Source organism: Cylindrospermum sp. FACHB-282, from assembly GCF_014697195.1.
GTDB lineage: Bacteria > Cyanobacteriota > Cyanobacteriia > Cyanobacteriales > Nostocaceae > Cylindrospermum.
The window spans coordinates 91581-114219 of record NZ_JACJRJ010000006.1 but is presented as its reverse complement, the minus strand read 5'-3'; the positions used below and the strand labels follow the sequence as shown (position 1 = coordinate 114219).

The 22639-nt window shown below is 41.5% G+C and carries 25 protein-coding genes and 3 pseudogenes; 20 read left to right on the top strand and 8 right to left on the bottom strand.

From position 1 onward, the window contains the following. The first annotated feature begins 1 nt into the window (after nucleotide 1). From H6G32_RS05050 to hpsJ-A, 5 genes are all read left to right on the top strand, one after another. On the top strand, nucleotides 2–400 hold the full coding sequence (locus H6G32_RS05050) for a hypothetical protein (RefSeq protein ID WP_199327996.1): 399 nt from the start codon (nucleotides 2–4) through the stop codon (nucleotides 398–400). A 340-nt stretch (nucleotides 401–740) separates the two neighbouring features. Next, nucleotides 741–923, top strand: a complete 183-nt coding sequence (locus tag H6G32_RS05045; RefSeq protein WP_190455680.1) for a CsbD family protein — start codon at nucleotides 741–743, stop codon at nucleotides 921–923. Nucleotides 924–1830: 907 nt separating this feature from the next. Then, entirely contained in the window at nucleotides 1831–2448 is a 618-nt protein-coding gene (locus tag H6G32_RS05040) for a PEP-CTERM sorting domain-containing protein (protein WP_190455677.1), read from the top strand. Between the two features lie 172 nt (nucleotides 2449–2620). Then, the gene (locus H6G32_RS05035) at nucleotides 2621–3295 is read left to right on the top strand and encodes a PEP-CTERM sorting domain-containing protein (RefSeq protein WP_190455674.1); all 675 of its coding nucleotides are present in this window, start codon (nucleotides 2621–2623) and stop codon (nucleotides 3293–3295) included. 927 nt (nucleotides 3296–4222) lie between these two features. Continuing rightward, nucleotides 4223–4945, top strand: coding sequence for an HpsJ-like protein, cyanoexosortase A-associated (gene hpsJ-A, locus H6G32_RS05030; RefSeq protein ID WP_190455670.1), 723 nt, complete (start codon nucleotides 4223–4225; stop codon nucleotides 4943–4945). 51 nt (nucleotides 4946–4996) lie between these two features. Here the strand turns inward: hpsJ-A and H6G32_RS05025 are convergent. After that, nucleotides 4997–5854 (bottom strand): annotated as a pseudogene (locus H6G32_RS05025) (RNA-guided endonuclease InsQ/TnpB family protein); the annotation flags it as partial. Here H6G32_RS05025 and H6G32_RS05020 point away from each other — a divergent pair. Continuing rightward, nucleotides 5855–5935, top strand: a pseudogene (locus H6G32_RS05020) (IS200/IS605 family transposase); the annotation flags it as partial. A gap of 300 nt (nucleotides 5936–6235) precedes the next feature. Here H6G32_RS05020 and rpe read toward each other — a convergent pair. Then, the gene (gene rpe / locus H6G32_RS05015; RefSeq protein ID WP_190455666.1) at nucleotides 6236–6943 is read right to left on the bottom strand and encodes a ribulose-phosphate 3-epimerase; all 708 of its coding nucleotides are present in this window, start codon (nucleotides 6941–6943) and stop codon (nucleotides 6236–6238) included. A 436-nt stretch (nucleotides 6944–7379) separates the two neighbouring features. Here rpe and H6G32_RS05010 point away from each other — a divergent pair, with 436 nt between their 5' ends. Both H6G32_RS05010 and H6G32_RS05005 read left to right on the top strand, forming a co-directional pair. Further along, nucleotides 7380–8975 carry a S8 family serine peptidase gene (locus tag H6G32_RS05010; RefSeq protein ID WP_190455819.1) on the top strand — a complete coding sequence of 532 codons (1596 nt, stop codon included), beginning with the start codon at nucleotides 7380–7382 and terminating at the stop codon, nucleotides 8973–8975. A gap of 454 nt (nucleotides 8976–9429) precedes the next feature. Continuing rightward, entirely contained in the window at nucleotides 9430–9657 is a 228-nt protein-coding gene (locus tag H6G32_RS05005) for a proteinase inhibitor I4 serpin (protein ID WP_190455663.1), read from the top strand. Nucleotides 9658–9767: 110 nt separating this feature from the next. Here the strand turns inward: H6G32_RS05005 and H6G32_RS05000 are convergent, their stop codons facing one another. Then, nucleotides 9768–10946, bottom strand: coding sequence for an AI-2E family transporter (locus tag H6G32_RS05000; protein ID WP_190455659.1), 1179 nt, complete (start codon nucleotides 10944–10946; stop codon nucleotides 9768–9770). A 109-nt stretch (nucleotides 10947–11055) separates the two neighbouring features. Here H6G32_RS05000 and H6G32_RS04995 point away from each other — a divergent pair, with 109 nt between their 5' ends. Both H6G32_RS04995 and H6G32_RS04990 read left to right on the top strand, forming a co-directional pair. Next, entirely contained in the window at nucleotides 11056–11448 is a 393-nt protein-coding gene (locus tag H6G32_RS04995; protein ID WP_190455656.1) for a hypothetical protein, read from the top strand. Nucleotides 11449–11687: 239 nt separating this feature from the next. After that, nucleotides 11688–13106 (top strand): LCP family protein, encoded by a 1419-nt coding sequence (locus H6G32_RS04990; RefSeq protein ID WP_190455653.1) that lies wholly within the window; start codon nucleotides 11688–11690, stop codon nucleotides 13104–13106. A gap of 172 nt (nucleotides 13107–13278) precedes the next feature. Here H6G32_RS04990 and H6G32_RS04985 read toward each other — a convergent pair whose 3' ends face one another. Then, nucleotides 13279–13431, bottom strand: a complete 153-nt coding sequence (locus H6G32_RS04985) for a nicotinate phosphoribosyltransferase (RefSeq protein ID WP_190455650.1) — start codon at nucleotides 13429–13431, stop codon at nucleotides 13279–13281. 273 nt (nucleotides 13432–13704) lie between these two features. On the opposite strand from H6G32_RS04985, the gene H6G32_RS04980 reads away from it, so the two are divergent. The 8 genes from H6G32_RS04980 (at nucleotide 13705) to H6G32_RS04945 (ending at nucleotide 20165) form a co-directional block, all read left to right on the top strand. Continuing rightward, nucleotides 13705–14268, top strand: coding sequence for a hypothetical protein (locus tag H6G32_RS04980; RefSeq protein ID WP_190455647.1), 564 nt, complete (start codon nucleotides 13705–13707; stop codon nucleotides 14266–14268). A 57-nt stretch (nucleotides 14269–14325) separates the two neighbouring features. After that, nucleotides 14326–14715 (top strand): DUF2358 domain-containing protein, encoded by a 390-nt coding sequence (locus tag H6G32_RS04975; protein ID WP_190455644.1) that lies wholly within the window; start codon nucleotides 14326–14328, stop codon nucleotides 14713–14715. A 43-nt stretch (nucleotides 14716–14758) separates the two neighbouring features. Further along, entirely contained in the window at nucleotides 14759–15946 is a 1188-nt protein-coding gene (locus H6G32_RS04970) for a TRC40/GET3/ArsA family transport-energizing ATPase (RefSeq protein ID WP_190455642.1), read from the top strand. Nucleotides 15947–16032: 86 nt separating this feature from the next. Further along, nucleotides 16033–16590: an RDD family protein gene (locus H6G32_RS04965; protein WP_190455639.1), complete on the top strand. Its 558-nt coding sequence runs from the start codon at nucleotides 16033–16035 to the stop codon at nucleotides 16588–16590. Nucleotides 16591–16633: 43 nt separating this feature from the next. Continuing rightward, on the top strand, nucleotides 16634–16828 hold the full coding sequence (gene rpmG / locus H6G32_RS04960; RefSeq protein WP_015211349.1) for a 50S ribosomal protein L33: 195 nt from the start codon (nucleotides 16634–16636) through the stop codon (nucleotides 16826–16828). A 2-nt stretch (nucleotides 16829–16830) separates the two neighbouring features. Then, the gene (gene rpsR, locus H6G32_RS04955) at nucleotides 16831–17046 is read left to right on the top strand and encodes a 30S ribosomal protein S18 (protein WP_190455636.1); all 216 of its coding nucleotides are present in this window, start codon (nucleotides 16831–16833) and stop codon (nucleotides 17044–17046) included. A 213-nt stretch (nucleotides 17047–17259) separates the two neighbouring features. Next, nucleotides 17260–19320, top strand: coding sequence for a ribonuclease catalytic domain-containing protein (locus H6G32_RS04950; protein ID WP_190455633.1), 2061 nt, complete (start codon nucleotides 17260–17262; stop codon nucleotides 19318–19320). Nucleotides 19321–19334: 14 nt separating this feature from the next. Then, entirely contained in the window at nucleotides 19335–20165 is an 831-nt protein-coding gene (locus tag H6G32_RS04945) for a 2-isopropylmalate synthase (protein ID WP_190455630.1), read from the top strand. Nucleotides 20166–20209: 44 nt separating this feature from the next. Here the strand turns inward: H6G32_RS04945 and H6G32_RS04940 are convergent, their stop codons facing one another. The 3 genes from H6G32_RS04940 to H6G32_RS04930 all read right to left on the bottom strand — a co-directional run bounded on the left by H6G32_RS04940 (nucleotide 20210) and on the right by H6G32_RS04930 (nucleotide 21154). Then, complete coding sequence (locus tag H6G32_RS04940) at nucleotides 20210–20407, bottom strand: hypothetical protein (protein ID WP_190455627.1); 198 nt, start codon at nucleotides 20405–20407, stop codon at nucleotides 20210–20212. A gap of 45 nt (nucleotides 20408–20452) precedes the next feature. Next, nucleotides 20453–20728, bottom strand: coding sequence for a hypothetical protein (locus H6G32_RS04935; protein WP_190455624.1), 276 nt, complete (start codon nucleotides 20726–20728; stop codon nucleotides 20453–20455). Nucleotides 20729–20806: 78 nt separating this feature from the next. Next, nucleotides 20807–21154 carry a hypothetical protein gene (locus H6G32_RS04930; RefSeq protein WP_190455621.1) on the bottom strand — a complete coding sequence of 116 codons (348 nt, stop codon included), beginning with the start codon at nucleotides 21152–21154 and terminating at the stop codon, nucleotides 20807–20809. Between the two features lie 522 nt (nucleotides 21155–21676). Here H6G32_RS04930 and H6G32_RS04925 point away from each other — a divergent pair. Together H6G32_RS04925 and H6G32_RS04920 are read left to right on the top strand one after the other, a co-directional pair. After that, nucleotides 21677–21850 (top strand): hypothetical protein, encoded by a 174-nt coding sequence (locus tag H6G32_RS04925; RefSeq protein WP_242046498.1) that lies wholly within the window; start codon nucleotides 21677–21679, stop codon nucleotides 21848–21850. Between the two features lie 98 nt (nucleotides 21851–21948). Continuing rightward, nucleotides 21949–22473, top strand: coding sequence for a hypothetical protein (locus tag H6G32_RS04920; protein WP_190455618.1), 525 nt, complete (start codon nucleotides 21949–21951; stop codon nucleotides 22471–22473). A 29-nt stretch (nucleotides 22474–22502) separates the two neighbouring features. Here H6G32_RS04920 and H6G32_RS04915 read toward each other — a convergent pair. Next, nucleotides 22503–22634, bottom strand: a pseudogene (locus H6G32_RS04915) (transposase family protein); the annotation flags it as partial. Between the last annotated feature and the right edge of the window lie 5 nt (nucleotides 22635–22639).

The following is a 22639-nucleotide window of genomic DNA, read 5'->3' as shown; positions in this document are numbered from 1 at the left end:
AATGGTGGAAGATACAAATTACCAAGATCAGAATTTTAATTCAGATAAAGTAGAGCCAAGTACTGAACAGCCAGTGCCGGATGCTCAAGGGACACTTGCCGTTGCTGGAGTTAGTTCCATTGACAACAGCGGCTTAAAGATTGCTGAAACATTTTCAGCTGCTGGGTTACGTCCCATTAGCACCAGTACCTTGCAAATAGTTCAAACCTATAACTCAATGGGGATTCGTCCAATTGGTGCCCATACATTTGAAATAGTTAGCAGTATTAACTTATCTGGTATTCGTCCAATTGGTTCAAGTTCATTGGTAGTTTCTGAAAACTATTCGTCCTTTGGAAAACGTCCAATGGCATCCAATGATATTGATGATTCTGAAATTCTCATGGGTTTTTTAGATTAGATAAAAATATCATCTTTATAACTTTATTAAACCGGTTTCTTTATGACACCGGTTTTTTTCGTTTTCAAAATTCAATAACCAACAATTAGTATTTTGGTAGCAACCTAACTTGCTTCGATAGCATCCTCATAACTGATGATCTAGGTGGCTAAATCTAAATTTGGCAAAAACTCTAGTTACAACTCAGCCCCACAATAGCATACATTCACTGACTCTTATTATCTCTCTTTTTGGATAGATAACTAATATACCCTACGACAGAAGGCTTAAGTAGAAACCTTAAGTTAACTTGTAAAAGTGATAACAAATTACTTCAAACTATAAAATGTAGGAGAGCAAAATGAGCTTAGAAGAACGGACAAAAGCCACAGCTAAAAATATTGAAGGCAAAGCCCAAGAAGCAATAGGCAATGTTACTGGAGATCCAAAAGATAAAGCTGAAGGCAAATCAAAGCAAGCCGAAAGCGAAGTCCGCCACGCTGTTGAAGACGTGAAAGACAATCTCAAAAAAAAGCTTGATTAAAACTCATACTTCTTGGCAATAACTCTTCTCAAAATAAAAGCAATTTTATTTTTAAATGTGATTAATTGGGAGGCAGGGGTGCAGGGAGGTAGGGGGCTTTCTTGCAGGGGGAAAGAATTAAAAACGGATGATTTGTATCGGGCTTTTGTGAAATGGTATTACGTCACGCTGCGCTATCAGAATGAATAACGAGACGATGTAGCACGCGCCTTTTTCAAACAGTTGAAAACCAGAGGACTCGACGAACGTCATCTAGCGCAACAGCTAAGGCTTTTCACCCATAACCCCAACCGCATGAGTGCTGATGACGTCAGTAAACTTGCACCCTTCGCCTATCATAACCACCCAGATATTTTCCTATCCAAATTTTAGATAGGAAATGCGCTTACTTACGTACATATACGCCTTTATAACTTATTTATAACAATTCACAGTAATTTTGCTGAAACTCCACGCAAGTATACTCATTGAGATTAACAGTCAGTTCATAGAAATTTTATACACCATTAAAGCTTTATTGGCTGCTGCTAATCCTTATGGAATATAGCTTAATCTTAAAAAAATTAACCTTTATTGTAATTTATCAACCTAAAGTTTCCATAAAGTCAAGTCACAACCATTGATTATACACCCTAAATTCGTAATAATACTGCTTGTGTATCATTGATCAGCTACTTTAAGCTACATACATACGCTTTATCCAAACCTACTCATTTTGCTGAGTGCTTTTGGATATCAAATCTTCTATATCAAATATAAGTTGTAGCTTTCAGTTGCTTGCACAACTGCTCCAGTAATTCTAACCAACATCCCATATAGAAGTACGCCCTTGACGTTCCCGTAGGGTAGGGGTATAGACCCTAACATCCTGATCAAAATCCAACTTTTTTTTGGAGGAATTACTGCAATGACTGAACTTACCTTAACAAAGAATTTATTGCTTGCTGGTATCGGCGCAACATTCCTGTTTGCTCCTAGTCCATCTCAAGCAGCAGTTATCAAATTAGACAACTTTACTGGATGGCAAACAATTGGCAACGTTAATCTGACTACTAACCGAGTGTCACTAAACAGCGAGGATGGTACATCACAAAATGCTGTTGAGTCATTTTTAGGATTAGATTCTGGTACTTTGAATACACTTAATACCACACCTACCAATGGCTCTGCAATTAAAAACACCATTACAGTGCAAGATAATGACGTTTTGACCTTCTATTGGAAATTCCAGGCGAATGATTACTTACCCTTTAACGACTTCTCATTTTACTCCATAGGATCTTCAGCCTATCAGCTGGCTGATATAGCCAAAGTTGGTAGTTATGGAAACATTACATCTCAAATTTCCTACACCTTCCAACAAGGTGGAACATACACGATAGGATTTGGTGTGTTCAATAGCATTGATTCCGTCTACGGCTCAAAACTAATCATTGACGAAGTTCCCGAACCTTTAACTATCTTGGGTTCATTGACAGCTGCTGGTTTTGGTGTCGTTTTGCGCCGCAAACGTACAATCCCATAAGAACAAGTATTGAAAATTGTTACATAAGGGGATTTAAACCCCGACTGTAGCAAGACCCCCTAGGGTAACACAAGCTAAGTATAGAAGTACGCCATAGACGTTTCCCTAGGGTAGGGGTGTTAGACCCTAACATCCTGATCACAATCTAACTTTTTTTGGAGGAATTACTGTAATGACTGAACTTACCTTAACAAAAAATTTATTGCTTGCTGGTATCGGCGCAACATTCCTGTTTGCTCCTAGTCCATCTCAAGCAGCAGTTATCAATTTAGACAACTTTACTGGATGGCAAACAACTGGCAACGTGTACCTGACTACTAACGGAGCGGTACTATACACTGATAATGGTACATCACAAAATGTTGTTGAGTCATTTTTAGGATTAGGTTCTGGTACTTTGAATACACTTAATACAAACCCTACCAATGGCTCTGCAATTAAAAACACCATTACAGTGCAAGCTAATGACGTTTTGACCTTCAATTGGAAATTCCAGACGAGCGATTACTTACCCTATAACGACTTCTCATTTTACTCCATAGCATCTTCAGCCTATCAGCTGGCTGATGTAGCCCAAGTTGGTAATTATGGACAAACTACATCTCAAACTTCCTACACCTTCCAACAAGGTGGAACATACACGATAGGATTTGGTGTGTTCAATGCCCGTGATTACTCAGTCAGTTCAAATCTAATCATTGGCGATGTTAATTCAGCCGGTAATCCTGACTATCCTCCAGAAGTTCCCGAACCTTTAACTATGTTGGGTTCATTGACAGCTGCTGGTTTTGGTGTCATTTTGCGCCGCAAACGGGCATTAGCACAAAAAGATACCGCCAAAGCATAGGCTAATCACTTGGGGCACGCTCATTTTTCACGCTGATATAATTTGAGCCAAGTTGTCTATCAACAAAATCTCAGGAGCAGCTAAACCACATCTAGTTTGCATAATGTGAAATTATACATCTCTTGTAGGGTAGGCGTCCCGGCTGCTCAGAATATACAAGTTAAATGTGGAACAGCTTATTATCTTGCATCATTCTCAATTAGCCCTTCAATAAATTTAGGGCTGAAAACTGAAGTTAGAAGACAGCTAACTAAGCTCAAGTCTTAACCAGTTTTAACTGGTTTTTGCTTTTAGCCGGAACTTTAGTTCACGGCTTTTGGCAATTGGTGCAAGATGTGAGTTGTCATTTTCTCAGTTTGAGAGCGAACACCAGCAAGGTACAATCAGTAATTAATTGTAAAAATCATGGGTGTTGAGTGTGTAAAAATTGACAATTCAACACCCGATTTTTGTGTTGAAGAAAGCTCTGGCTTATTTGGTATAATTACGGTAATCTTGTTGTAATTATTCTATTGTTGCTCACCTTAGTAACATGAATAACAAAGTCATGCGTATGTGGAGTCATCAAGGCGATGAGACAGTGGAAACAACTACGGTTTCTGTTTTTATTTGTAACCTTGGTTAGTACCCTCTTGGTCTTAGTAAGAGTATTGCTGGCGAAACCGATAGACAAACCAAAACCAGAAGAGATTAGGGGTAAAGCCAATATTTTCAAGACTACCCATCTACCCCACCCCTCTACAGTCTCCCAGTTCAAGGGAGATTTTAGGACTGTAGCAACTGAAGATTCAGACTTTGTGTAAAACTATATTTGGTAATTTGCATAACTACAAGCTACCGGAGAATATTTATTGCTCTTCGTAAGAACAGTAACTCTGTTTAAGGCAAACTTTAATTCTTGTCTTTGTTTTCTATTTTGCTAACAACATGACTAAATCAAATAACGATAAATTAATTCCTGTAGTACAAGAGCTACAAGACTTCGCCTTCAGCCAATTAAGCTCAATGACTTTGTTGCGAGTGCTGGGCTATGGTCTGTTACTATTAGCACTTTTCGACATCATTGAGATGTTTGTCCCGCCAAACTTTATGAACCCTGTTTGGGAATTTCAAACCTTTGGGGCACTAGTTGAACGAGTACCAGTACCCTTAATTGGGCTAGCGCTGGTGTTTTATGGAGAGTTGCATGGGCGATCTAAATGGGAAATTTTATTTGTCAAGGTCTTATCTTGGCTAACTTTATTGTTTGCACTATTATTTTTCTTACTAATTCCATTGGGAATCGGTAACACTGTGCGGCTCAATAAACAAGCTGCGGCTCAAATTACTACTGCATCGCAGCAACAAATATCTCAGGCTGAACAAGTAGAGAAGCAATTAAACGCGGCTACACCAGAACAAATAGATGGTTTTTTGAAGAGCCAAGGTCGAGGCATTGAAGGTAAAAATCCTGAAGAATTAAAATCTCAAGTCTTGTCAGAAGTTTCCAAAGCCAAGACTCAAATTACAACTCAAGCAAAAGCCACTCAGTCTTCTCAGAGGCTGAACTTGCTGAAGAATTCTGTGAAATGGAATCTCGGAGCTTTGCTTTCTGGGACTTTATTTTTTACTATTTGGAAAGTAACCAAGTGGGCAAGAATCAGCAGATGACAATAGCTGTTGAGCCTCTCAGGTCTAAAGACACTGAGATTCCAGAAGAGTCTATAAAAGAACTTTCTTGGGCTGACTCAAACAGCCCCTACTGATTCCAGCTAAATCAAATTTAGCCATCATCTCTACTTTACGGATAATATTTGCAGCACCATTGCAATCTGCATTTATTTTAATTCCGGTTGAAGTCTTGAACAAACCGCGATTTGTTCTAGTACCACTACTTTTCCACCCTATGCCTTCGGCACGGCTATGCCTATCGGGTTTTTCACCGATTGTAGGTAGAACATCATTATCTAGGAAAGATGCCTTGGAGGTATAACTTTCTTCAGTTTCGATAAAATATATTCCGTATTGTTCACATAACTGTTCAATACGGTTTTTTAGTTTTGCTGTCGGGATTTGAACAAACTTCTGATTTGTTTTTGCCCCCATGTTCGCACCATCTTTTTGGCCAGTATTCCAACCAAAAACAATAGAGCCAATTTGATTATCAATGCAGTGGTTAATTACAATCCTTGCAGCTTTATTAACTGCATCTTTCATCTGACGATTGCGTTGTTCTGTAATTGCTGCAAGCCTGTTTGACCAAAAACCTTGAGGTTTATTCTCTTTGATTTTAGCTACAGATTTGTTAAACCATTGGTTCAAACTTTTAAGATGCAAACCATCAACAATAAAAGATGTACCAATATTGGAGACACAAGTTAACCAGTTGTTTAGCCCGTGGTCAATACCGAGAACTTTCAACTTATCAACTATTGGGGTTTTGACATCTTGTTTATAGACAAATTCTAAGTAGAATTCTCTATTTCTTGGCAGTATTCTGTATTCTTTAATCTTTGAATAATCCAGATTGATTGGCATCGGCAACTGAAATGAATCTAACCCAAACCAAGATTTTACTTTTATTTTGTATCAACAGCAGGAAACCTTAGTAGCGAAGGTATTAGAAGATATATTGAAGACCCACACCACGGAACCAATTGATAGAATATTTTGACCACGGGGATTAAAATCCCTCGTGTCGCTTATATCTCAGCACTCTTCGTGACTGAGCTTTACGCATCCCGCATATTCTTGTAAAAAGTAAAAAATGATTTTTGCTTTTTACTAATTACCTGCTTTCTTTTCAAAACCGGATTGTTGGCTTTTGAGAATAATCACCAGCCAAAAATATTTACAAAAAAAAGAAGGGTGGCTATTATCCAGCCTTCTTTTTTTGTGGCTAATGATCAATTCAACATGATGTTGGCGCTTTGTCTCCCGTTAGGGAGGTTCACAAATGGATTAAACTGTGGCTAATTCTGGTGTAGGACGCTTGCTGTTACGAATATTCCTAATCGCCTCGGCATAATCGGGAGCATTAAACACAGCGGAACCAGCAACGATCGCATTAGCTCCTGCTTCCAACACTTGCCAGGTATTATTTGCCTTCAGTCCCCCATCCACTTCAATCCAGGGGTCAAGACCGCGTTCATCACACATTTGACGCAGCTTGCGAATTTTGGGCACAACAGAGGGAATAAAGCTTTGACCGCCAAAGCCGGGGTTGACACTCATAATCAGTACCAAATCGCAAAGCTCCAGCACATATTCAATTAGCTCTAGAGGAGTACCGGGGTTAAGTACCACTCCCGCTTTTTTACCGAGTTCTTTGATTTGTCCGAGAGTGCGATGCAGGTGGGGCGAAGCGTTATGCTCGGCGTGTACAGAAATAATATCAGCACCAGCTTTGGCGAAACCCTCAACATACTTCTCTGGTTCCACAATCATCAAGTGGACATCCAGCGGTTTTGTTGTAATCGGACGAATCGCCTCCACAACCAGAGGACCTATTGTAATATTAGGTACAAAACGACCGTCCATTACATCAACATGAATCCAATCTGCTCCCGCCGCATCTACGGCACGAATATCATCACCCAGACGACTAAAGTCGGCTGATAGGATGGATGGAGAAATCACAATGGGCTTTTTAGATAGGTTTTGGGTCATGGCTGGTGGGTTTTTAAGCGTCTTCGTCTGTAGGCATTGTAACAAAATATTGCATCCATGCTCATAACTTTGATCCCGCCCTTTTGATTAAGGGAGATGGGTTTCGTTAAAGCTATCCTTTCATTGGTGGTTCCTGATCCAAAATCTAGTGACACATCAGTGGCTGCCCTTCCCCCTTGCGGAGAAGACTGCACCGACTCACAACTAAACTAGGACTTACGCACTATACAAATTAGACACGATATGGATCAACGATAATTGGTCATTTTCGGCTTTTAGGAGAGCATGGCTTTGTAGGGTGCGTCAGATGGCAAAAATCTGTTCATTATTGCCGAATTATTGGGTCTGACGCACCCTACAAGAGACTTAACCAAGAACACATATTTGGTGTTTCCTGTCTATGCGTAAGTCCTATAAACAACTGACAACTAAAACAATGGGCAAAAAACTAACCTGGGTCATTTGGGGATTGAGTGCTTCTTGCCTGAGTTTGCCAGTACTTGCTTCAGCTTTAGGAACTTCTTTGGCAAGCAATGGTATTGATGCACTGAAACTACACCAACCTCCTTACAATTTAATCGGGCGCAAAATTGCCATTGGTCAGGTAGAAATTGGGCGTCCGGGAATGTTCGGGTGGGATAAAACAGTATCGAAGAATCGTGCTATATCACCAGTGGCGGTATTCTTACGCAATGGGCCTGCTAAGTCAAATAGCGGCGTTGACCCCCACGCCTATAATGTTGCTGGTGTGATGGTGAGTACAGACAAAGGCCTACCGGGAGTAGCCCCAGGAGCGCGACTGTATTCATCTGCTGTGGGTTCTATGAAAAACATGGGACAGCCAGAAGAGTGTTTATCGGCGCAGCATGTGGCGTTACAGAACAATGGCGATGTCCGCGCCATTAACTTCAGCTTTGGTGAACCTCTAAACCGCGACCCAAGACCGGAGGCTGTTTTAGATGGCAATGCTTTACTAACCTTATGTATTGACTGGTCTAGCCGTGTTCATGATGTTGTGTATGCGATTGCAGGCAACCAGGGTAAGGGCGGTATTCCCATCCCTACCGATAATTTTAACGGAGTCAACGTGGCTTTTTCATCCCGCCGCGGGGGAATTTTTAATAAAGTAGATGTTTCCAATCTGGCGGGTACTAATCAAGGAGTCAATCAGCGCCTAGCTGGTAAGGAGTTTAATACGGGTGAACGCCGCGCCATCACTTTAGTTGCACCTGGAAGTAACATCCCTGTGCTCAATCCAGATCGTAAGCAAAATAAGGTGACAGGTACGAGTTTTGCAGCGCCTCACGTTACAGCTACTGTTGCTTTATTACAAGAATTAGGTGATAGACAACTGCGGACAAAACAACCGAATTGGAGTGCTGATTCTCGACATCATCAAGTAATGAAAGCTGTATTGCTGAATTCAGCCGATAAAATTCAAGATAGCGGCGATGGTTTGCGACTGGGAATGACTCGGACATTAATTGATAAACAAAATAAAGACTGGTTAGCAAGTGATGCCTACCAAAATCCCAAAATTCCCTTAGATTCCCAAATGGGAACGGGTCATTTAAATGCATTCCGCGCTTATCAGCAATTTAGCCCCGGTCAATGGCAGCCATCAGCTGCTATCCCAGCCATTGGTTGGGATTATCGCACAGTGGATGCTGGGGCTTCTGTAGAATATGCCTTAGCAAACCCGTTAAAGCGAAAAAGTTTTGTGGCGATTACTTTAACTTGGGATCGGTTGGTCGAGCTAGATGATCAAAATAAAAACCAGCAGTATGATGCAGGTGAAATTTTTAGCGATCGCGGTTTGAATAATCTCGACCTCTATCTAGTAAAAGCTAATGCCAAAAATTCTGATGCTGGCACTGTTTGCTCCTCAATCAGCCAGATCGATAGTGTAGAACATATTTTCTGTCCCGTGCCTGCTACTGGCAATTACAAAATCCGCGTCCAGTTTCCTCAACAGGTAAACGAAGGGACGCAGCCATACTCTTTAGCTTGGTGGACTGTACCAAATAACTGAAAAACGAAGCAGCTACCTTAATGTGGGGTTTGACCCCGCATACAATCTTCGTCTTTATATGGTAAGCCAAAAGGGAAGTATTGAGATCAGAAATAAAACCTCTAAGATATATGAGAGAAATTCCCGGCCGATTGCATGGCAAAATTATCAAATTTAGGCTCACCAAAAACCAACTAGCCGCAGTTATTTGGTGATTCCGTAGTCTAAAATACATTTATCCAAAAAAATCCCCAGAACCTTTATTTATAGAGGCTTTTGACAAATGATGGGCATCACTGCCTTAATTAAAAAATAACAATTAGCAACTTTTAAAATTCTCCCACATACTCACTGTTACTAAAACTGTAACCATCAAATGATTATGTAGTTGTAAATGCGATAGTGAATAATTGACACATCATTTAGCGTCAAACTTGATAGATAGCTAAAAATATTTGGCAAGTGAGGTAGCGGTATGAATCGGCAGAAATTTAGTGGTGAGAGAGAGAATTTCCTGCAAAGACGTTATGGTGTGCGCTTGGGAAGACGTTACGTTCTGGCGGCTGCCAGCGTTATGCTGTTCAATGTATTAGGGTATTCGTCAATGGATACTAGTGCCAATGCCCTTGCCCAATCCCCTCTACCTAGTGCAGAGTCTCCATTATCAAAAAAACCTGTCAAGCCTGATCCAAAAAATCTTTGATGCTAAGAATTAACTTTGGCGATGAACGCATCCCACCCACATCCAAGATTATAGGTAGGGACTGCGCTCAAAATTTTTTGTTCAAAATTCAAAGTTCAACAAAAGCAACTTTAGAGTGACGTGGCTTCGGAGACATTTAGGGAATTGTTGGCTTCAGCTTGAGAAGATTCTGCTGGTGCAATGGGTGCAGCTATTTCCCCAGTGGTGGGGCTTTCTTGGATGTCGCTGCTGGGTACAGGAAGACGAATAGCACTTAAAGCAGTTTTAATCACTACAGCTGTGGGTACTGCTACAATCACACCCAAAAGTCCGCCAACTCTTGCCCCTGTCAAGACAGAAATTAGGATCCAAACTGGGTTTAAACCCGTAAAACTCCCTAAAATGCGGGGAGCAATTAAGTTTTCTAAAATTTGCTGGACGATTACCGCTGCTACTAAAACCCTCACCCCCATGGAGAAATCTTGCAGCGCCACCAACAAGGTAGTCAGGGCGATACCTACAGAACCGCCAAAGGGGACCAGGGCCATAATCCCAATAGTTAAGCCAAATAGCAGCCCAAATGGCACCTTCAACCACAAAAAGCTGGGAATGAGGGCGGATGCCATACAGGTAGACAAAATCAACTGGGTGATAAAGAAGTTCTGAAAGCTCAGGCGTACTGTTTTTGAGAAAGCCACGCGAAATCTTGAGGGTAGCCATTCCACTAAACTTTGCCAGAGTTCATCTCCATGCTGCAAGAGATAGAAAGTCAAAACCATCGTCAAGAGGAAGTCTAGCAGGCTAGTGAATGTGACTACAGCCAAATTCAAAACCTGTCCGGCGATCGCTTGTAATTGCCCCTTGACGCGATCGTTAATTTGTACTACAAGAGCATCAAGGTTAATCGGTAAACCAACATTTTCTGCTTTCTCGTTTAATATCATTAACTGAGAGCGTCCAGAGTCAATCAACTCTGGTAAGCGGGCGACAAGTTGCTGTGCTTGGGTAAGGGCCAGGGGAAAGAGGGTGACACCCAGGGCCAATAAAATGGATAAAGCTAATAAAAATACTAAAATAGCAACTTGTTCTCGCCTAGCACCGTGACGCACCATCCAACTAACAGGGTAGTTGAGCAGAAATGCTAGCACCGAGGCTCCGACTAAAATGACTATCAGAGAGTGGAAGTAACTAAAAATTGCCGAAAGCGCCCAACCATTGAGAACTAACAGCGGTGCGAATAGCGCGATCGCCCCGATTTGCGCTATTGGTGTAAGTGTCTGCCACCAGTCGAGTAGCTTGCGTGTCTGCATTTTCAGCTGATTGCGGGATACAACTAAATTGAATTCTCTTTACAGCCTATTATCTCTAACTTAATGACTGTCATTCATCCTTCTAGTTTAGGATTAAACTCTAATCAACATGGAAAATCTGCAACCAATTGGCAATCCGCCAACGGATCAACAGCCGATCACCTCTAAAAGACAGTTACTTTTACATTTGATTCCCGTGATTGGCTTTTTCCCCTCCCTCTGGACTCTCTATCGCCGTCAGGGAAGTCGGGAACAACTTGCCGTCAGTCGTCTGTCTATTAGTTTGGGGTTTATCTGGATGTTGGGATACCTCTTATTAACAACCGGAGCATCAACTTCAGGATTTTTCACACTACGTCTGTTAATCCTCAATAGCTTTTTCACCTCTGGGTACTTTTTAGTCAGTGTCTGGTTAATTTTTCACCTCATTCAGGGCAAGTCTGTGCGCTTACCAGGGGTGAGTAATTTTGCTAATCGCTTGCTGGGTAAGTACTTGTCTTAATTTTTACTTGTCTACCAACAAATTACAAATTATCTGCCACTGCCTCTGGTCAAATCCGGTTTATTATTGCCATACTTCAATCAACATCTCCGGGTTAGCAGCGAAAAAGCAGAAAGATCCCTATAAGTGTTGTGGTTAATACGACAGTTAATCAAGAGTTAGCTATTATGAGTTGATTTGTCTGCATATATTGAGTTTACAAATTTACCGAATTTGAGCAGTTAAGTGTGAGGAATTCTGTGACCAGTCAAAGAACATCGGCAGAAGATAACCAATCGGCAAAAACCAAATCCAGAAACAAAAATTATCGCCACTCAAAATCTGGACGTTGGCTGTGGTTTGCGGTGGGGATGGGCGGTATTGCAATGGTATCAGGAATGGCGGGGGCACTATTGGCGGTTTCCTGGAACAGTACGCCTTTGCAGCAAGCCCAGCTAAGTCCACAGGAAGAGGCAGTATTTGATGGCGATCGCATTTCTGGCAACGGGCTGCGATTTTCACAATTAACTCGCCCCGTGAATATCTTACTCATGGGAATGAGTGTACTCCCTCCAGATTTGCAAAACCCGCCCCCTGAAACTCAAAATCTTAGGTATCTGCCCCAGGTAAATTCCTTTGATGGTCTTTCTGATGTCATGCTCTTGATCAAATTCGATCCAGAGACCAAAAAAATAGTTATGCTTTCTGTTCCCAGAGACACCCGTACAGAGATTGAAGGGCATGGAAAGAAAAAAATTAATGCGGCTAACCTTGATGGCGGTCCAGCCTTGACTGCGAAAACAGTCAGTAACCTCTTAGATGGGGTAGGTATAGATCGCTATGTCCGAATTAATGTTTTGGGAGTTGGGAAGCTGATTGATGCTTTGGGTGGGGTGACATTCTATGTCCCCAAAGATATGAAATATCGGGATGAATCCCAGCACTTATATATTAATTTGAAGGCGGGCAAGCAACATCTCAACGGCGATCAAACGCTGCAATTACTGCGCTATCGCCATGATGAACTAGGAGATATCGGTCGGATTCAACGCCAGCAATCGTTGCTGCGGGCCTTGATTGATCAAACTCTCAACCCCTCAACCTTGACTCAATTACCCCAAATTCTCGAAGTAGTCAAAGAAAACATTGATACCAACTTGACAGTTGAGGAGTTGGTGGCGTTAGTTGGTTTCGGGGTGCGAACCAATCGCTCGAATATGCAGATGTTAATGTTACCTGGTCGCTTTAGTGAAAAGGGCGAGTATGATGCTAGTTATTGGTTGCCCAATAAAGATAGTATTGCCAAACTAATGGCTAAGAACTTTGGCACAGAATCAATCACACAATCACCAGAAGTGACTGATCCAAGTTCTGTGCGAGTCGCAATTCAAGATAGCACAGGTGGCGATCGCTCTAGTCTTCGTCCTCTGGTGAAAATGTTGGAAAGGTCTGGATATCGCAACGTTTATTTCTCTAAACCCTGGGGTGAACCTCTAGAAGTGACCCACATTATCGCCCAACAAGGCGATCGCGACAGTGCCGAATCAATTCGTAACACCTTGGGATTTGGAGAGGTGCGCGTGGAAAGTACTGGTAATATCGGCTCGGATATTAGTATTCAGGTGGGTAAGGATTGGTTCCAAGAAAAAGCTATTTTCCCCGATTCTACCCAACCTTAACCCCTCTGGGAAATTCCCAATTCCCAATTTTTTACCTTTTTTTGCATTTTGAATTAGAGCAAAGGCACAGTCTAATACAGCATATCTAAATTTCAAAAAAAGGCGTGGGATATTGTCTCACGCCTTTTTTTACTCTCTATTTGAATTATTTTAATGACTGCAACGCCAACATCTACCAAGAATCGGCTGTACGTTGCTTATAAATTTCACCTGTAAAGGGCTGTACACCAATAACAGGATAAGCATCATCAGTCGGGCTAAAAATCCGCATTACAGCTTCAGAAACATACTGGGCTATGCTAGCAAGCATTTGGGAAATAGCCATAATATTAGACTCCTTTTAAAAGTCGCCTTTATTGTGATATTTATACTGTAGTGCTGATCTTCTCTGCTCGCGCATCTTCTCAATATATCTGCAATGATTTTTCAGATAACTTTGCAATACTTTATTAATAAGCTAGGTAGCAACTTTGCTACGCTCATAACTAGTATGGATATTCTCTATAATATCTAACGCAACATCACCATTCAAGAGTTCAGCCAATGGGCCTGGTGAACCTCAAAGCGTTACCCTAGAGGCTAAAGCCTAGAAAAGACTATGACACAGGAAGAAATAGCGAGTACGCTAACAGAATTATTTGGTGCAACAGAGGTGCAGGCGATCGCACCTGGATCGTGGCAAGTAGAAACTTCAGCTTTTCGGCTGTTGGTGCTGCTTTCAGAAGATAACCCTTGGCTGCGAGTCTTACTGCCCATTGTACCCTTACAAGAAGCCCAACCCTTTTTAGAGCAGTTCTTAGAAGCTAACTTTGATGACACCCAGGAAGTACGCTACGCTGTATATGATGGGGTAATTTGGGGCGTATTTCAGCACAATAGCAGCACTTTAGCGATCGCAGATTTTAGCAAAGCGATCGCACAACTAGTTTCTCTGCATCAGGCTGGTTTAGATGATGTCTTCAATCGATTGGTAGAAAACCGCATCAAGCAAATTATCCTAGCAGCAAAACAGCAAGGACAATCGCTGCCAGCCACAATGCAAAGCCTGGAACGCTTTTATGCAGAAGGTTTGCTTGGTGGATTAGAGCAAACCCCAGAAGCGCGAGAACAAGTCCTAAATGCTTGGCGGCGGCGATTAGAAAGCCTTTGGAATGAAATATAGCATTGGGGAAATAGGGAAAATTACCAATTACCAATTACCAATTACCCATTACCAATTATGGATATAATTCAAATTCTCAAAGATGACTATCAAAGATTTCCCCTTAATCAAACTTACAGCATTTACGCCACCGACGTTTATTTTCAAGATCCACTGAATCGATTTCGCGGCGTTAAACGCTATAAACAGATGATTGATTTCATTAAAACCTGGTTTTTAAATCCCAAAATGGACTTGCATAACATTCAACAATTGGGAGACACAATTAAAAGCGAGTGGACACTTAGCTGGAATACCCCCCTCCCTTGGAAACCACGCATTTCTATCTCTGGCTGGAGTGAATTAGGTCTTAACTCAGAAGGATTCATTGCTTCCCACATCGATTATTGGCATTGTTCCCGCCTAGACGTACTAAAGCAGCATTTATTTCCTCTAAACCGCCGATAATGTAAATATATGTAAACAATCCTCAGGCAGGAAAAGAGCATCCATGCGTGTAATTTTAATGACAGGCAAAGGCGGCGTCGGCAAAACCTCCGTAGCCGCAGCCACTGGACTGCGATGTGCAGAACTAGGCTATCGCACACTGGTTTTGAGTACAGATCCTGCCCACTCACTAGCAGACAGTTTTGATCTAGACTTAGCACACACAGCCAAACAAATTCGCCCCAACTTATGGGGTGCAGAACTGGATGCCCTACAAGAACTAGAGGGGAACTGGGGTGCTGTCAAGCGCTACATTACCCAAGTTTTACAAGCCAGGGGTTTAGACGGCATACAGGCGGAAGAATTGGCAATTTTACCAGGCATGGATGAGATTTTTGGCTTGGTAAGAATGAAACGCCACTACGATGAAGGGGAGTATGATGTCTTGATTATCGACTCAGCCCCCACTGGCACAGCATTACGCCTATTGAGTTTACCAGAAGTTGGTGGCTGGTATATGCGTCGTTTTTACAAACCGTTTCAAAACATCTCGGTAGCACTGCGACCACTGGTTGAACCGCTATTTAGACCAATTGCTGGTTTTTCCTTACCAGATAAAGAGGTGATGGATGCACCTTATGAGTTTTATGAACAAATTGAAGCCCTGGAAAAAGTATTAACTGACAACACTCAAACCTCCGTGCGCCTGGTCACCAATCCAGAAAAGATGGTGATTAAAGAATCTCTCCGCGCTCACGCTTATTTGAGTTTATACAACGTCGCCACAGATTTAGTTGTAGCTAATCGCATTATTCCCGCCGAAGTCAAAGATCCGTTTTTCCAACGTTGGAAAGAGAGTCAGGAGCAATATCGCCAGGAGATTCATGACAATTTCCACCCTCTGCCGGTAAAGGAAGTGCCACTGTTCTCTGAAGAAATGTGTGGTATGGCAGCTTTAGAAAGGCTGAAGGAAACCCTTTACAAAGATGAAGACCCAGCGCAAGTTTATTACAAAGAAACAACTCTCAGGGTAGTTCAAGAGAACAACCAATATAGTTTGGAACTTTATTTACCCGGTATTCCCAAAAATCAAGTGCAACTAAGTAAAACCGGGGATGAATTAAACATTACCATTGGCAACCATCGCCGTAACTTAGTATTACCGCAAGCGTTGGCAGCACTCCAACCCGCGGGGGCAAAGATGGAAGATGATTATCTAAAAATCCGCTTTGCTGAAATTGCCAAAGTTTAATTTTGCTAACAGGTAGACCGTTGATTAAATTTAGGCCAAATCAATAATTAATGCCCAAGTCCTAAACAAAAACACCTATTTTTTGTATGACCATCGTCAAAACTAGCCAAAAACACTATCCCAAGGCGGAAATAGCGCGACGCGGTATGGCATTCGGGCTAGATTTCCTTGGTGCTTGGTTAATTAGCGCCGTCTTTAACAGCGGTAGTCCTGGGATTCAGTTTGTGCAAATTCTAGTATTTATCATCGCTTGGCTAGTTTTGCGCGTGCTGGTGGTGTACAACAATCAGGGACAGAGTTTAGGGCGTTGGGCGTTTGACTTGAAAGTGTTAGAAGTTGACAATGGGCAAGTAGTGGGCAGAATCCCCCAATTGCAAGCCTTGTTGATGCGAGAGGCGATTATTGGCTTTAGTGCCCTGCTGACGTCAATTACCCTCAGCACTATAATGGCCAATCCCACTGCTATACTGCTACTACTTCCCCTAGCAATTGACTGTGGTTCTGCCTTATCAGATTCTCTAATGCGGCAGGCTTTGCATGATCGCTATGCTAGGACTATCATAGTTTCGTCGCGGCGTGGCTATTCGCTGGATCTAAAAGTTAAGCGATTAGTTGAAAAATTGCAGCGAAATGTGAGAAGATAGGCATTTGTGTTAATTCTCTCCCAGCTTTACAGTTTGTAAGATTATGGCTAAGAGTAAAGGTGCCCGCATAATAGTGACACTAGAATGCACCGAGTGTCGTACTAACCCAGACAAGCGTTCTGCTGGCGTTTCCCGCTACACCAGTACAAAGAACCGTCGCAACACCACGAACCGCCTAGAACTAAGCAAGTTCTGCACCCACTGCAACAAACATACTGTTCATAAGGAAATCAAGTAAAAATGAGTTACTACCGTCGTCGTTTGTCTCCCATCAAGCCAGGAGAACCAATTGATTATAAAGATGTTGATTTATTGCGTAAGTTTGTCACCGAGCGTGGTAAGATTCTACCACGTAGGATTACGGGGCTGACATCTCAGCAACAGCGAGAATTGACATTAGCAATTAAACGCTCCCGGATTGTGGCTTTGCTGCCATTTATCAATGCAGAAGGCTAAATCAATTTTGGATTTTGGATGAAAGGATTTTAGATGATCCAAAAAAGTGGCGTTTGTACAGAATTAAACGTTAGCTTTAAGTCCAAAATCTAAACTTTAGACCAGAAGGGAGTGTATAATAACCTCCCAAATTTCAAATCATCAGATTAGGGATTAAATGCCAGTTATCTAATTCCAAAATCTAAAATCTAAAATTAGTAAGTAGCGAGAGTTGTGGAGAAGGGGACGCTGGTTGAATTTAGGGTTCAAGGCGATCGTCGTCTGGGTGTAGTAGACCGCCCAGACGGCAAGACCCGTTGGTTTGTGGTAGATGAACGCGGTCAATCCCACAGCCTCGCGCCTAGACAAATTACCTACACAGTTAACGGACAAACCTACAAGCCATCTGAGATTGCCAGCTTTTTGGAGCAGGTTCAGCCTTACTTAGATCCATCTAGCTTGTCTGTGGCTTGGGAATTATTGGTAGAGGATGGGGAAACAGTTACCCCATCTCAAATGGCGAATCTGTTGTATTCGGAATCGTCCGGGCCCCATTCTTACGCCGCCTATTGCTTGTTATCAGAGGACAAACTCTATTTCAAGCAAAAAGGAGAGGCCTACGAGCCGAGAACTGCTGCTCAAGTGGCAGAACGTCAACACCAGATAGAAGTAGAATCGCAAAAAGCTAAGGGACAGCAGGAATTTTTAGCTCGCGTAGAACAGGCGCTCAAGGGTGAAGCAGTAGAATGGCAGCGACACGATCGCCAGCGCTTAGAAGGACTGGAAAAATATGCAGCCCTAATGGCGGACATCGTGCGGATGGGGGTAAATTACGATGCTTTGGCTCGTGCCTATCCTCCAGGTGCTCCAGTATTGGAAACTATGACCATGCTGGGACGTTCTGCAACTCCCCAGGCAGCCTTTCAACTGTTGATCGACTTAGGTTGGTGGAGTCCCCATGAAAACTTGTTCCTGCGTCGTTCTTCAATTCCGGTTCAGTTTCCTAATAAGGTATTAGAAGTGGCGCAACAGCGTTTGGATTTTCCGCCAACTGACTTAGATGCAAATCGTCTGGATTTGACTCACCTGAAGGTGTACACCATTGATGACGAAAGCACCACAGAAATAGATGATGGTCTGAGTTGGGAATTACTTTCGGATGGACGGCAACGCCTGTGGGTGCATATTGCCGATCCTACCCGGTGGTTAGTACCGGAAGATGAATTAGACCTAGAAGCCAGAAAGCGCGGCAGTACAGTTTATTTGCCGACAGGGATGATTCCCATGTTCCCGGAGGTATTGGCTACTGGGCCCATGAGTTTGGTACAGGGAAGAATTTCTTGCGCCCTGAGTTTTGGGATTATTTTAGATGCAACTGGGGCAGTAGCAGATTACAGCATTCATCCCAGCCTGATTAAGCCCACTTATCGCCTCACCTATGAAGATGTAGATGAGATGCTGGAGTTAGGAGTGGAGGCTGAACCAGAAATAGAGGCGATCGCAAATTGGGCAAAACAGCGCAAATCTTGGCGATATAACCAAGGTGCCATCAGCATCAATATGCCAGAGGCGATGATCAAAGTCAAAGATGGCGAGATCAACATTGACATTTTAGATGATTCCTCATCGCGCCAGTTAGTAGCAGAAATGATGATTTTGGCTGGTGAAGTGGCGGCGCGTTACGGCCAAACTCATAACATACCTCTACCATTTCGTGGTCAACCACAACCAGAATTACCCCCAGACGAAGAATTGCTTCTACTCCCAGCCGGATTCGTCCGTGCCTGCGCCATGCGTCGTTGTATGCCCAAAAGTGAAATGAGCATTACGCCTGTGCGCCATGCTGGTTTAGGCTTGGCTACCTACACCCAGGCTACTTCCCCCATTCGTCGTTACAGTGACTTACTGACCCACTTTCAACTCAAAGCCCACTTACGGGGCGCAATTTTGCCCTTCTCCGCCGAACAACTTAAAGAAGTGATGATGAATGTCACCAGTATCACCCAAGAGGTGACGATGGTGGAACGACAAACTAATCGATATTATGCTTTAGAATATTTGCGCCGTCATCCTGAGCAAGTTTGGCAGATTACAGTCTTAATGTGGTTGCGAGAAGATAGCAATTTAGCGCTAATTTTGTTAGAAGATATCGGCTTGCAGTTGCCAATGACCTTCAAGCGTTCTGTGAATTTGGGTGAACAATTATTAGTCAAAGTCGGACTCTCCGATCCGCAAAAAGATATGATTCAGTTTCAGGAAATAATGTATCAAGAAAGCTTAGTCAGCGGTAATTAAACCATACTTGACAAATGACTAAAGTGATAGTTTTTGACACCACCATGCGTGATGGCGAACTTATGCCTGGTGTCAAAATGAATCTCCAACAAAAGATTACCATGTCCCAACTGCTGGAAGCAATGGGAGTAGATATTATTGAAGTTGCTTATCCAGGCAATTCGCAAAAGGATTTTGATGAAGTTTTTAATATCTCGAAAATAATTAAAAATGCTACGATTTGTGGATTAGCAAGTTCACAGAAAAATGAAATAATTAGTGTTGCTGAAGCAATTAAACCAGCGGCTAGAGGCAGAATTCATACTTACACTCCGGTAAATATTAAAAATCAGTCGAAACTCGGCGAAGTGCAAGTATTATCAACAATTAAAGATAGTGTTTCTCTAGCACGGAATTACTGTGATGATGTGGAATGGAGTGCTTTTGATGCTCCCAGAAGTCAGGCAGATTTTTTGTGTAAAGCTATTGAAACGGCGATTAAAAGCGGTGCGAATACAATTAGTATTCCCGATAGCTTAGGTTTGTCTTCACCAGCAGAATTTTCCCAACTTCTGCAAATGATTTTTAATTGCGTGCCAAATATTGATCAAGCTATTGTTTCTGTACATTGCCATGATGATTTAGGTATGGCGGTAGATAATTCGCTTATAGCTTTAAATTGCGGTGTCAGGCAAATTGAATGCGCGATTAATGGTTTAGGTGCGAGGAAAGGTAATGCAGATTTAGCAAAAGTTGTGATGGGTGTTTTAAATCAAGGCAATTATCAAATTGATATTGATACTGAGTTAATTAATCAAGCCTCAGAGTTAATTTCCCAAATTACGGGGGTGGAAAAGGGAAATTAACAACATAATTACAGCTTGGCGTTGCTGAATGCATACTGTGTGTTTTATTCTTCCTGAAGAAGGGATTCAGTAATCGCGTATGCCAAAATTAATCGATCCTCAATTGGTAATTTTGAAGCTGGCTTTTTTAAAAAATATGACAAACGTAACTCTTGCAAGCTCTCCAATGTATTATCTTGCATCATTGATGCTCTTTCCTCTAAACTAATTCCCAATTTTCTACGACGTAACCAATCTTCCATTTTTATATTAGACGGGGCTATCTTTTTTAGGCTGGCTTTCGATTGTCAATAATTTTGAATTAATATAGTATCTTCCTCTAAAATCTTAGCTAATTCCTTGTTGTGTTCTTCAAGAGATGATATTTGCTCTGGCGAAATACTCTTCTTCAAATTATCCCCCAGTTTTCTATGAAGTGATTCGAGAAACATAGTGTCATTGCCAATATCAGAAGCCTCGTCTTCATCTATATCTTCAATTTCCTTGAGCCGTTCTTGATATTTCTCAATCAGAAGTTCAATTGCTTCTACAATGAACTGTATATCTTTAAAAGATAGATTCATTTGCAACTCCTTAGACACAATATCGGGATGAACAGAAAAATTTTCTAAATCATAAACAATATATAATTTTTATCGCTATTAATTCACTTTACAGAAATATGTACCTATTAATTGAAGGGCTGCTTTATATTCATCTATTGGCATTGTTTTACTTGGTTTCCACAACCAGTGGTTATCGTAGTCGTTAACTAATTCTAGTTGCTCTGGAAGTTCAGTACCAGACTCTAGTTTCCACCAGTTCTGTCCATATCCTTGATTCGCAAATGTCGAAATTCCTCCAGGTGATTTGCCATCTGCTAAAGTAGTCATGACCCAAGTTTGACCATCTTTATCATAAGTAGCAATATCCTTATTAGGTCGAACGTTTTCCATTCTGGGAGAACTAGCATTGCCCTGTCGATAGAGAGCAATTGGTGTTTTTGCCATTGAGTGAGTGTTGAGTTCCAAGTATCATGCATTAAATAGCATAATGGTTTGGGAGAACCTATTGCTACACCCGCATTGCTTTTACTGATTTTCCAAGGCTTCTGCTTCAATTATATATAAGTTCCAGCTTCAAAAGCGATACCTACGGTAGGCTCCGCTAACGCACTCCAAAAACTTCAAACAGCAGATTCCAACTCTACTGCTATATTAAGCACATTTTTAGGAAAAATAAGTATATCCATTGATAACACAACCAGGGGCTAGGGCTGGAAACACTGAAAATGAAGCAATTACGGGTGAACTTGTCCCTAGTGGCAATAAGGAAGTGTAAAAAATCAAGCGATCGCTCCATTGTGGCATTTAAGCTAGTGCTGGCTATTTGGGGGAAGTGAATGTCTTGATACACCGAGATGAGAGATACTCTTAAGACAATTCAGGAGCAGTTGACTTAATGCGATCGCCCTGACTAGAATTCCCCTGAGTATTCTCGCCAACTACCTTTTAATCTTTGGTAAATTAGGCTTGCCACCTCTAGGATTAGCGGGGATTGGTTGGGCTGGCACTTTTGTCTACTGGGTAAATTTTCTCGCTGCTGCTGCCGTAATTGCTTTCCACCCTTGGTTTAAAGAATACAAACTATTCGCTTCTTTAAAGTTCAATAGAGATGTATTTGTCGAACTTTGGCAAAATGGCTGAAAAATAGTGCTATTATTTTTGTGGATATTTTGGATATGCTGAAGTACCTGTATTTTCCCTTTACTTCCCGATAAATCCTGACAAAGTTTTAAAAATTTATGAACCTACACAATAATGATGATGAAGTGATTATTACTATGATAGATCACATGGAAAAATTTATAGAAAAGCCAAATCCTGTTTTTGACAATATGCCCATTTGCCCCTTTGTAAATAAATTTCGTCAGGAAAATAAAATTGTATATAAAATTTCTAATTTTGACTACTCTGAAAAATTGGGTTTAGATGCAAAAGTTCTAGATTTAATCAATGAATTTAAAACAGATGAATATCACGAAGTAATGATAGTTATTCATCCAGATAAACAAGCTCTCTCATTAGAGGAGATGAAGCAGTTTACCAAAAATTTAAATAATCTCATATCTCCTCTCTGTTTAATTGCTTTCAGTGGTCATCCACTTGATGATTTTAATATAGATGGTGTTTACACAAGGCGAGATCCATTTATAAACTTTACAGTTCAAAATCTACAAAAAGTTAATATGTATGCAGAAAAATTAAAATCTACTGGATATTATGGAAGATGGAGTTTAGAAAATCTTAATTATATAAATCATAAATAATATTATTTAAAAGTTTAATATTTGCGATACTTCTTTAACATTGATTCAACTTCTTCATCACTTAAGCCATTTCTTTGGGCGACACTATGGATGTTGCTATTTAATACTTGTTGAAGTAGATCAGTCGCTAATGTTTTAGTATATCCTTTGCTTTTATCTACGGGGT

What these genes read in the sequence shown, in the direction of transcription:
- H6G32_RS05050 (WP_199327996.1), top strand. Translation starts at nt 2, where the DNA reads ATGGTGGAAGATACAAATTACCAAGATCAGAATTTTAATTCAGATAAA.
- H6G32_RS05045 (WP_190455680.1), top strand. Translation starts at nt 741, where the DNA reads ATGAGCTTAGAAGAACGGACAAAAGCCACAGCTAAAAATATTGAAGGC.
- H6G32_RS05040 (WP_190455677.1), top strand. Translation starts at nt 1,831, where the DNA reads ATGACTGAACTTACCTTAACAAAGAATTTATTGCTTGCTGGTATCGGC.
- H6G32_RS05035 (WP_190455674.1), top strand. Translation starts at nt 2,621, where the DNA reads ATGACTGAACTTACCTTAACAAAAAATTTATTGCTTGCTGGTATCGGC.
- hpsJ-A (WP_190455670.1), top strand. Translation starts at nt 4,223, where the DNA reads ATGACTAAATCAAATAACGATAAATTAATTCCTGTAGTACAAGAGCTA.
- rpe (WP_190455666.1), bottom strand. Translation starts at nt 6,943, where the DNA reads ATGACCCAAAACCTATCTAAAAAGCCCATTGTGATTTCTCCATCCATC.
- H6G32_RS05010 (WP_190455819.1), top strand. Translation starts at nt 7,380, where the DNA reads ATGGGCAAAAAACTAACCTGGGTCATTTGGGGATTGAGTGCTTCTTGC.
- H6G32_RS05005 (WP_190455663.1), top strand. Translation starts at nt 9,430, where the DNA reads ATGAATCGGCAGAAATTTAGTGGTGAGAGAGAGAATTTCCTGCAAAGA.
- H6G32_RS05000 (WP_190455659.1), bottom strand. Translation starts at nt 10,946, where the DNA reads ATGCAGACACGCAAGCTACTCGACTGGTGGCAGACACTTACACCAATA.
- H6G32_RS04995 (WP_190455656.1), top strand. Translation starts at nt 11,056, where the DNA reads ATGGAAAATCTGCAACCAATTGGCAATCCGCCAACGGATCAACAGCCG.
- H6G32_RS04985 (WP_190455650.1), bottom strand. Translation starts at nt 13,431, where the DNA reads ATGGCTATTTCCCAAATGCTTGCTAGCATAGCCCAGTATGTTTCTGAA.
- H6G32_RS04980 (WP_190455647.1), top strand. Translation starts at nt 13,705, where the DNA reads ATGACACAGGAAGAAATAGCGAGTACGCTAACAGAATTATTTGGTGCA.
- H6G32_RS04975 (WP_190455644.1), top strand. Translation starts at nt 14,326, where the DNA reads ATGGATATAATTCAAATTCTCAAAGATGACTATCAAAGATTTCCCCTT.
- H6G32_RS04970 (WP_190455642.1), top strand. Translation starts at nt 14,759, where the DNA reads ATGCGTGTAATTTTAATGACAGGCAAAGGCGGCGTCGGCAAAACCTCC.
- H6G32_RS04965 (WP_190455639.1), top strand. Translation starts at nt 16,033, where the DNA reads ATGACCATCGTCAAAACTAGCCAAAAACACTATCCCAAGGCGGAAATA.
- rpmG (WP_015211349.1), top strand. Translation starts at nt 16,634, where the DNA reads ATGGCTAAGAGTAAAGGTGCCCGCATAATAGTGACACTAGAATGCACC.
- rpsR (WP_190455636.1), top strand. Translation starts at nt 16,831, where the DNA reads ATGAGTTACTACCGTCGTCGTTTGTCTCCCATCAAGCCAGGAGAACCA.
- H6G32_RS04945 (WP_190455630.1), top strand. Translation starts at nt 19,335, where the DNA reads ATGACTAAAGTGATAGTTTTTGACACCACCATGCGTGATGGCGAACTT.
- H6G32_RS04940 (WP_190455627.1), bottom strand. Translation starts at nt 20,407, where the DNA reads ATGGAAGATTGGTTACGTCGTAGAAAATTGGGAATTAGTTTAGAGGAA.
- H6G32_RS04935 (WP_190455624.1), bottom strand. Translation starts at nt 20,728, where the DNA reads ATGAATCTATCTTTTAAAGATATACAGTTCATTGTAGAAGCAATTGAA.
- H6G32_RS04930 (WP_190455621.1), bottom strand. Translation starts at nt 21,154, where the DNA reads ATGGCAAAAACACCAATTGCTCTCTATCGACAGGGCAATGCTAGTTCT.
- H6G32_RS04920 (WP_190455618.1), top strand. Translation starts at nt 21,949, where the DNA reads ATGAACCTACACAATAATGATGATGAAGTGATTATTACTATGATAGAT.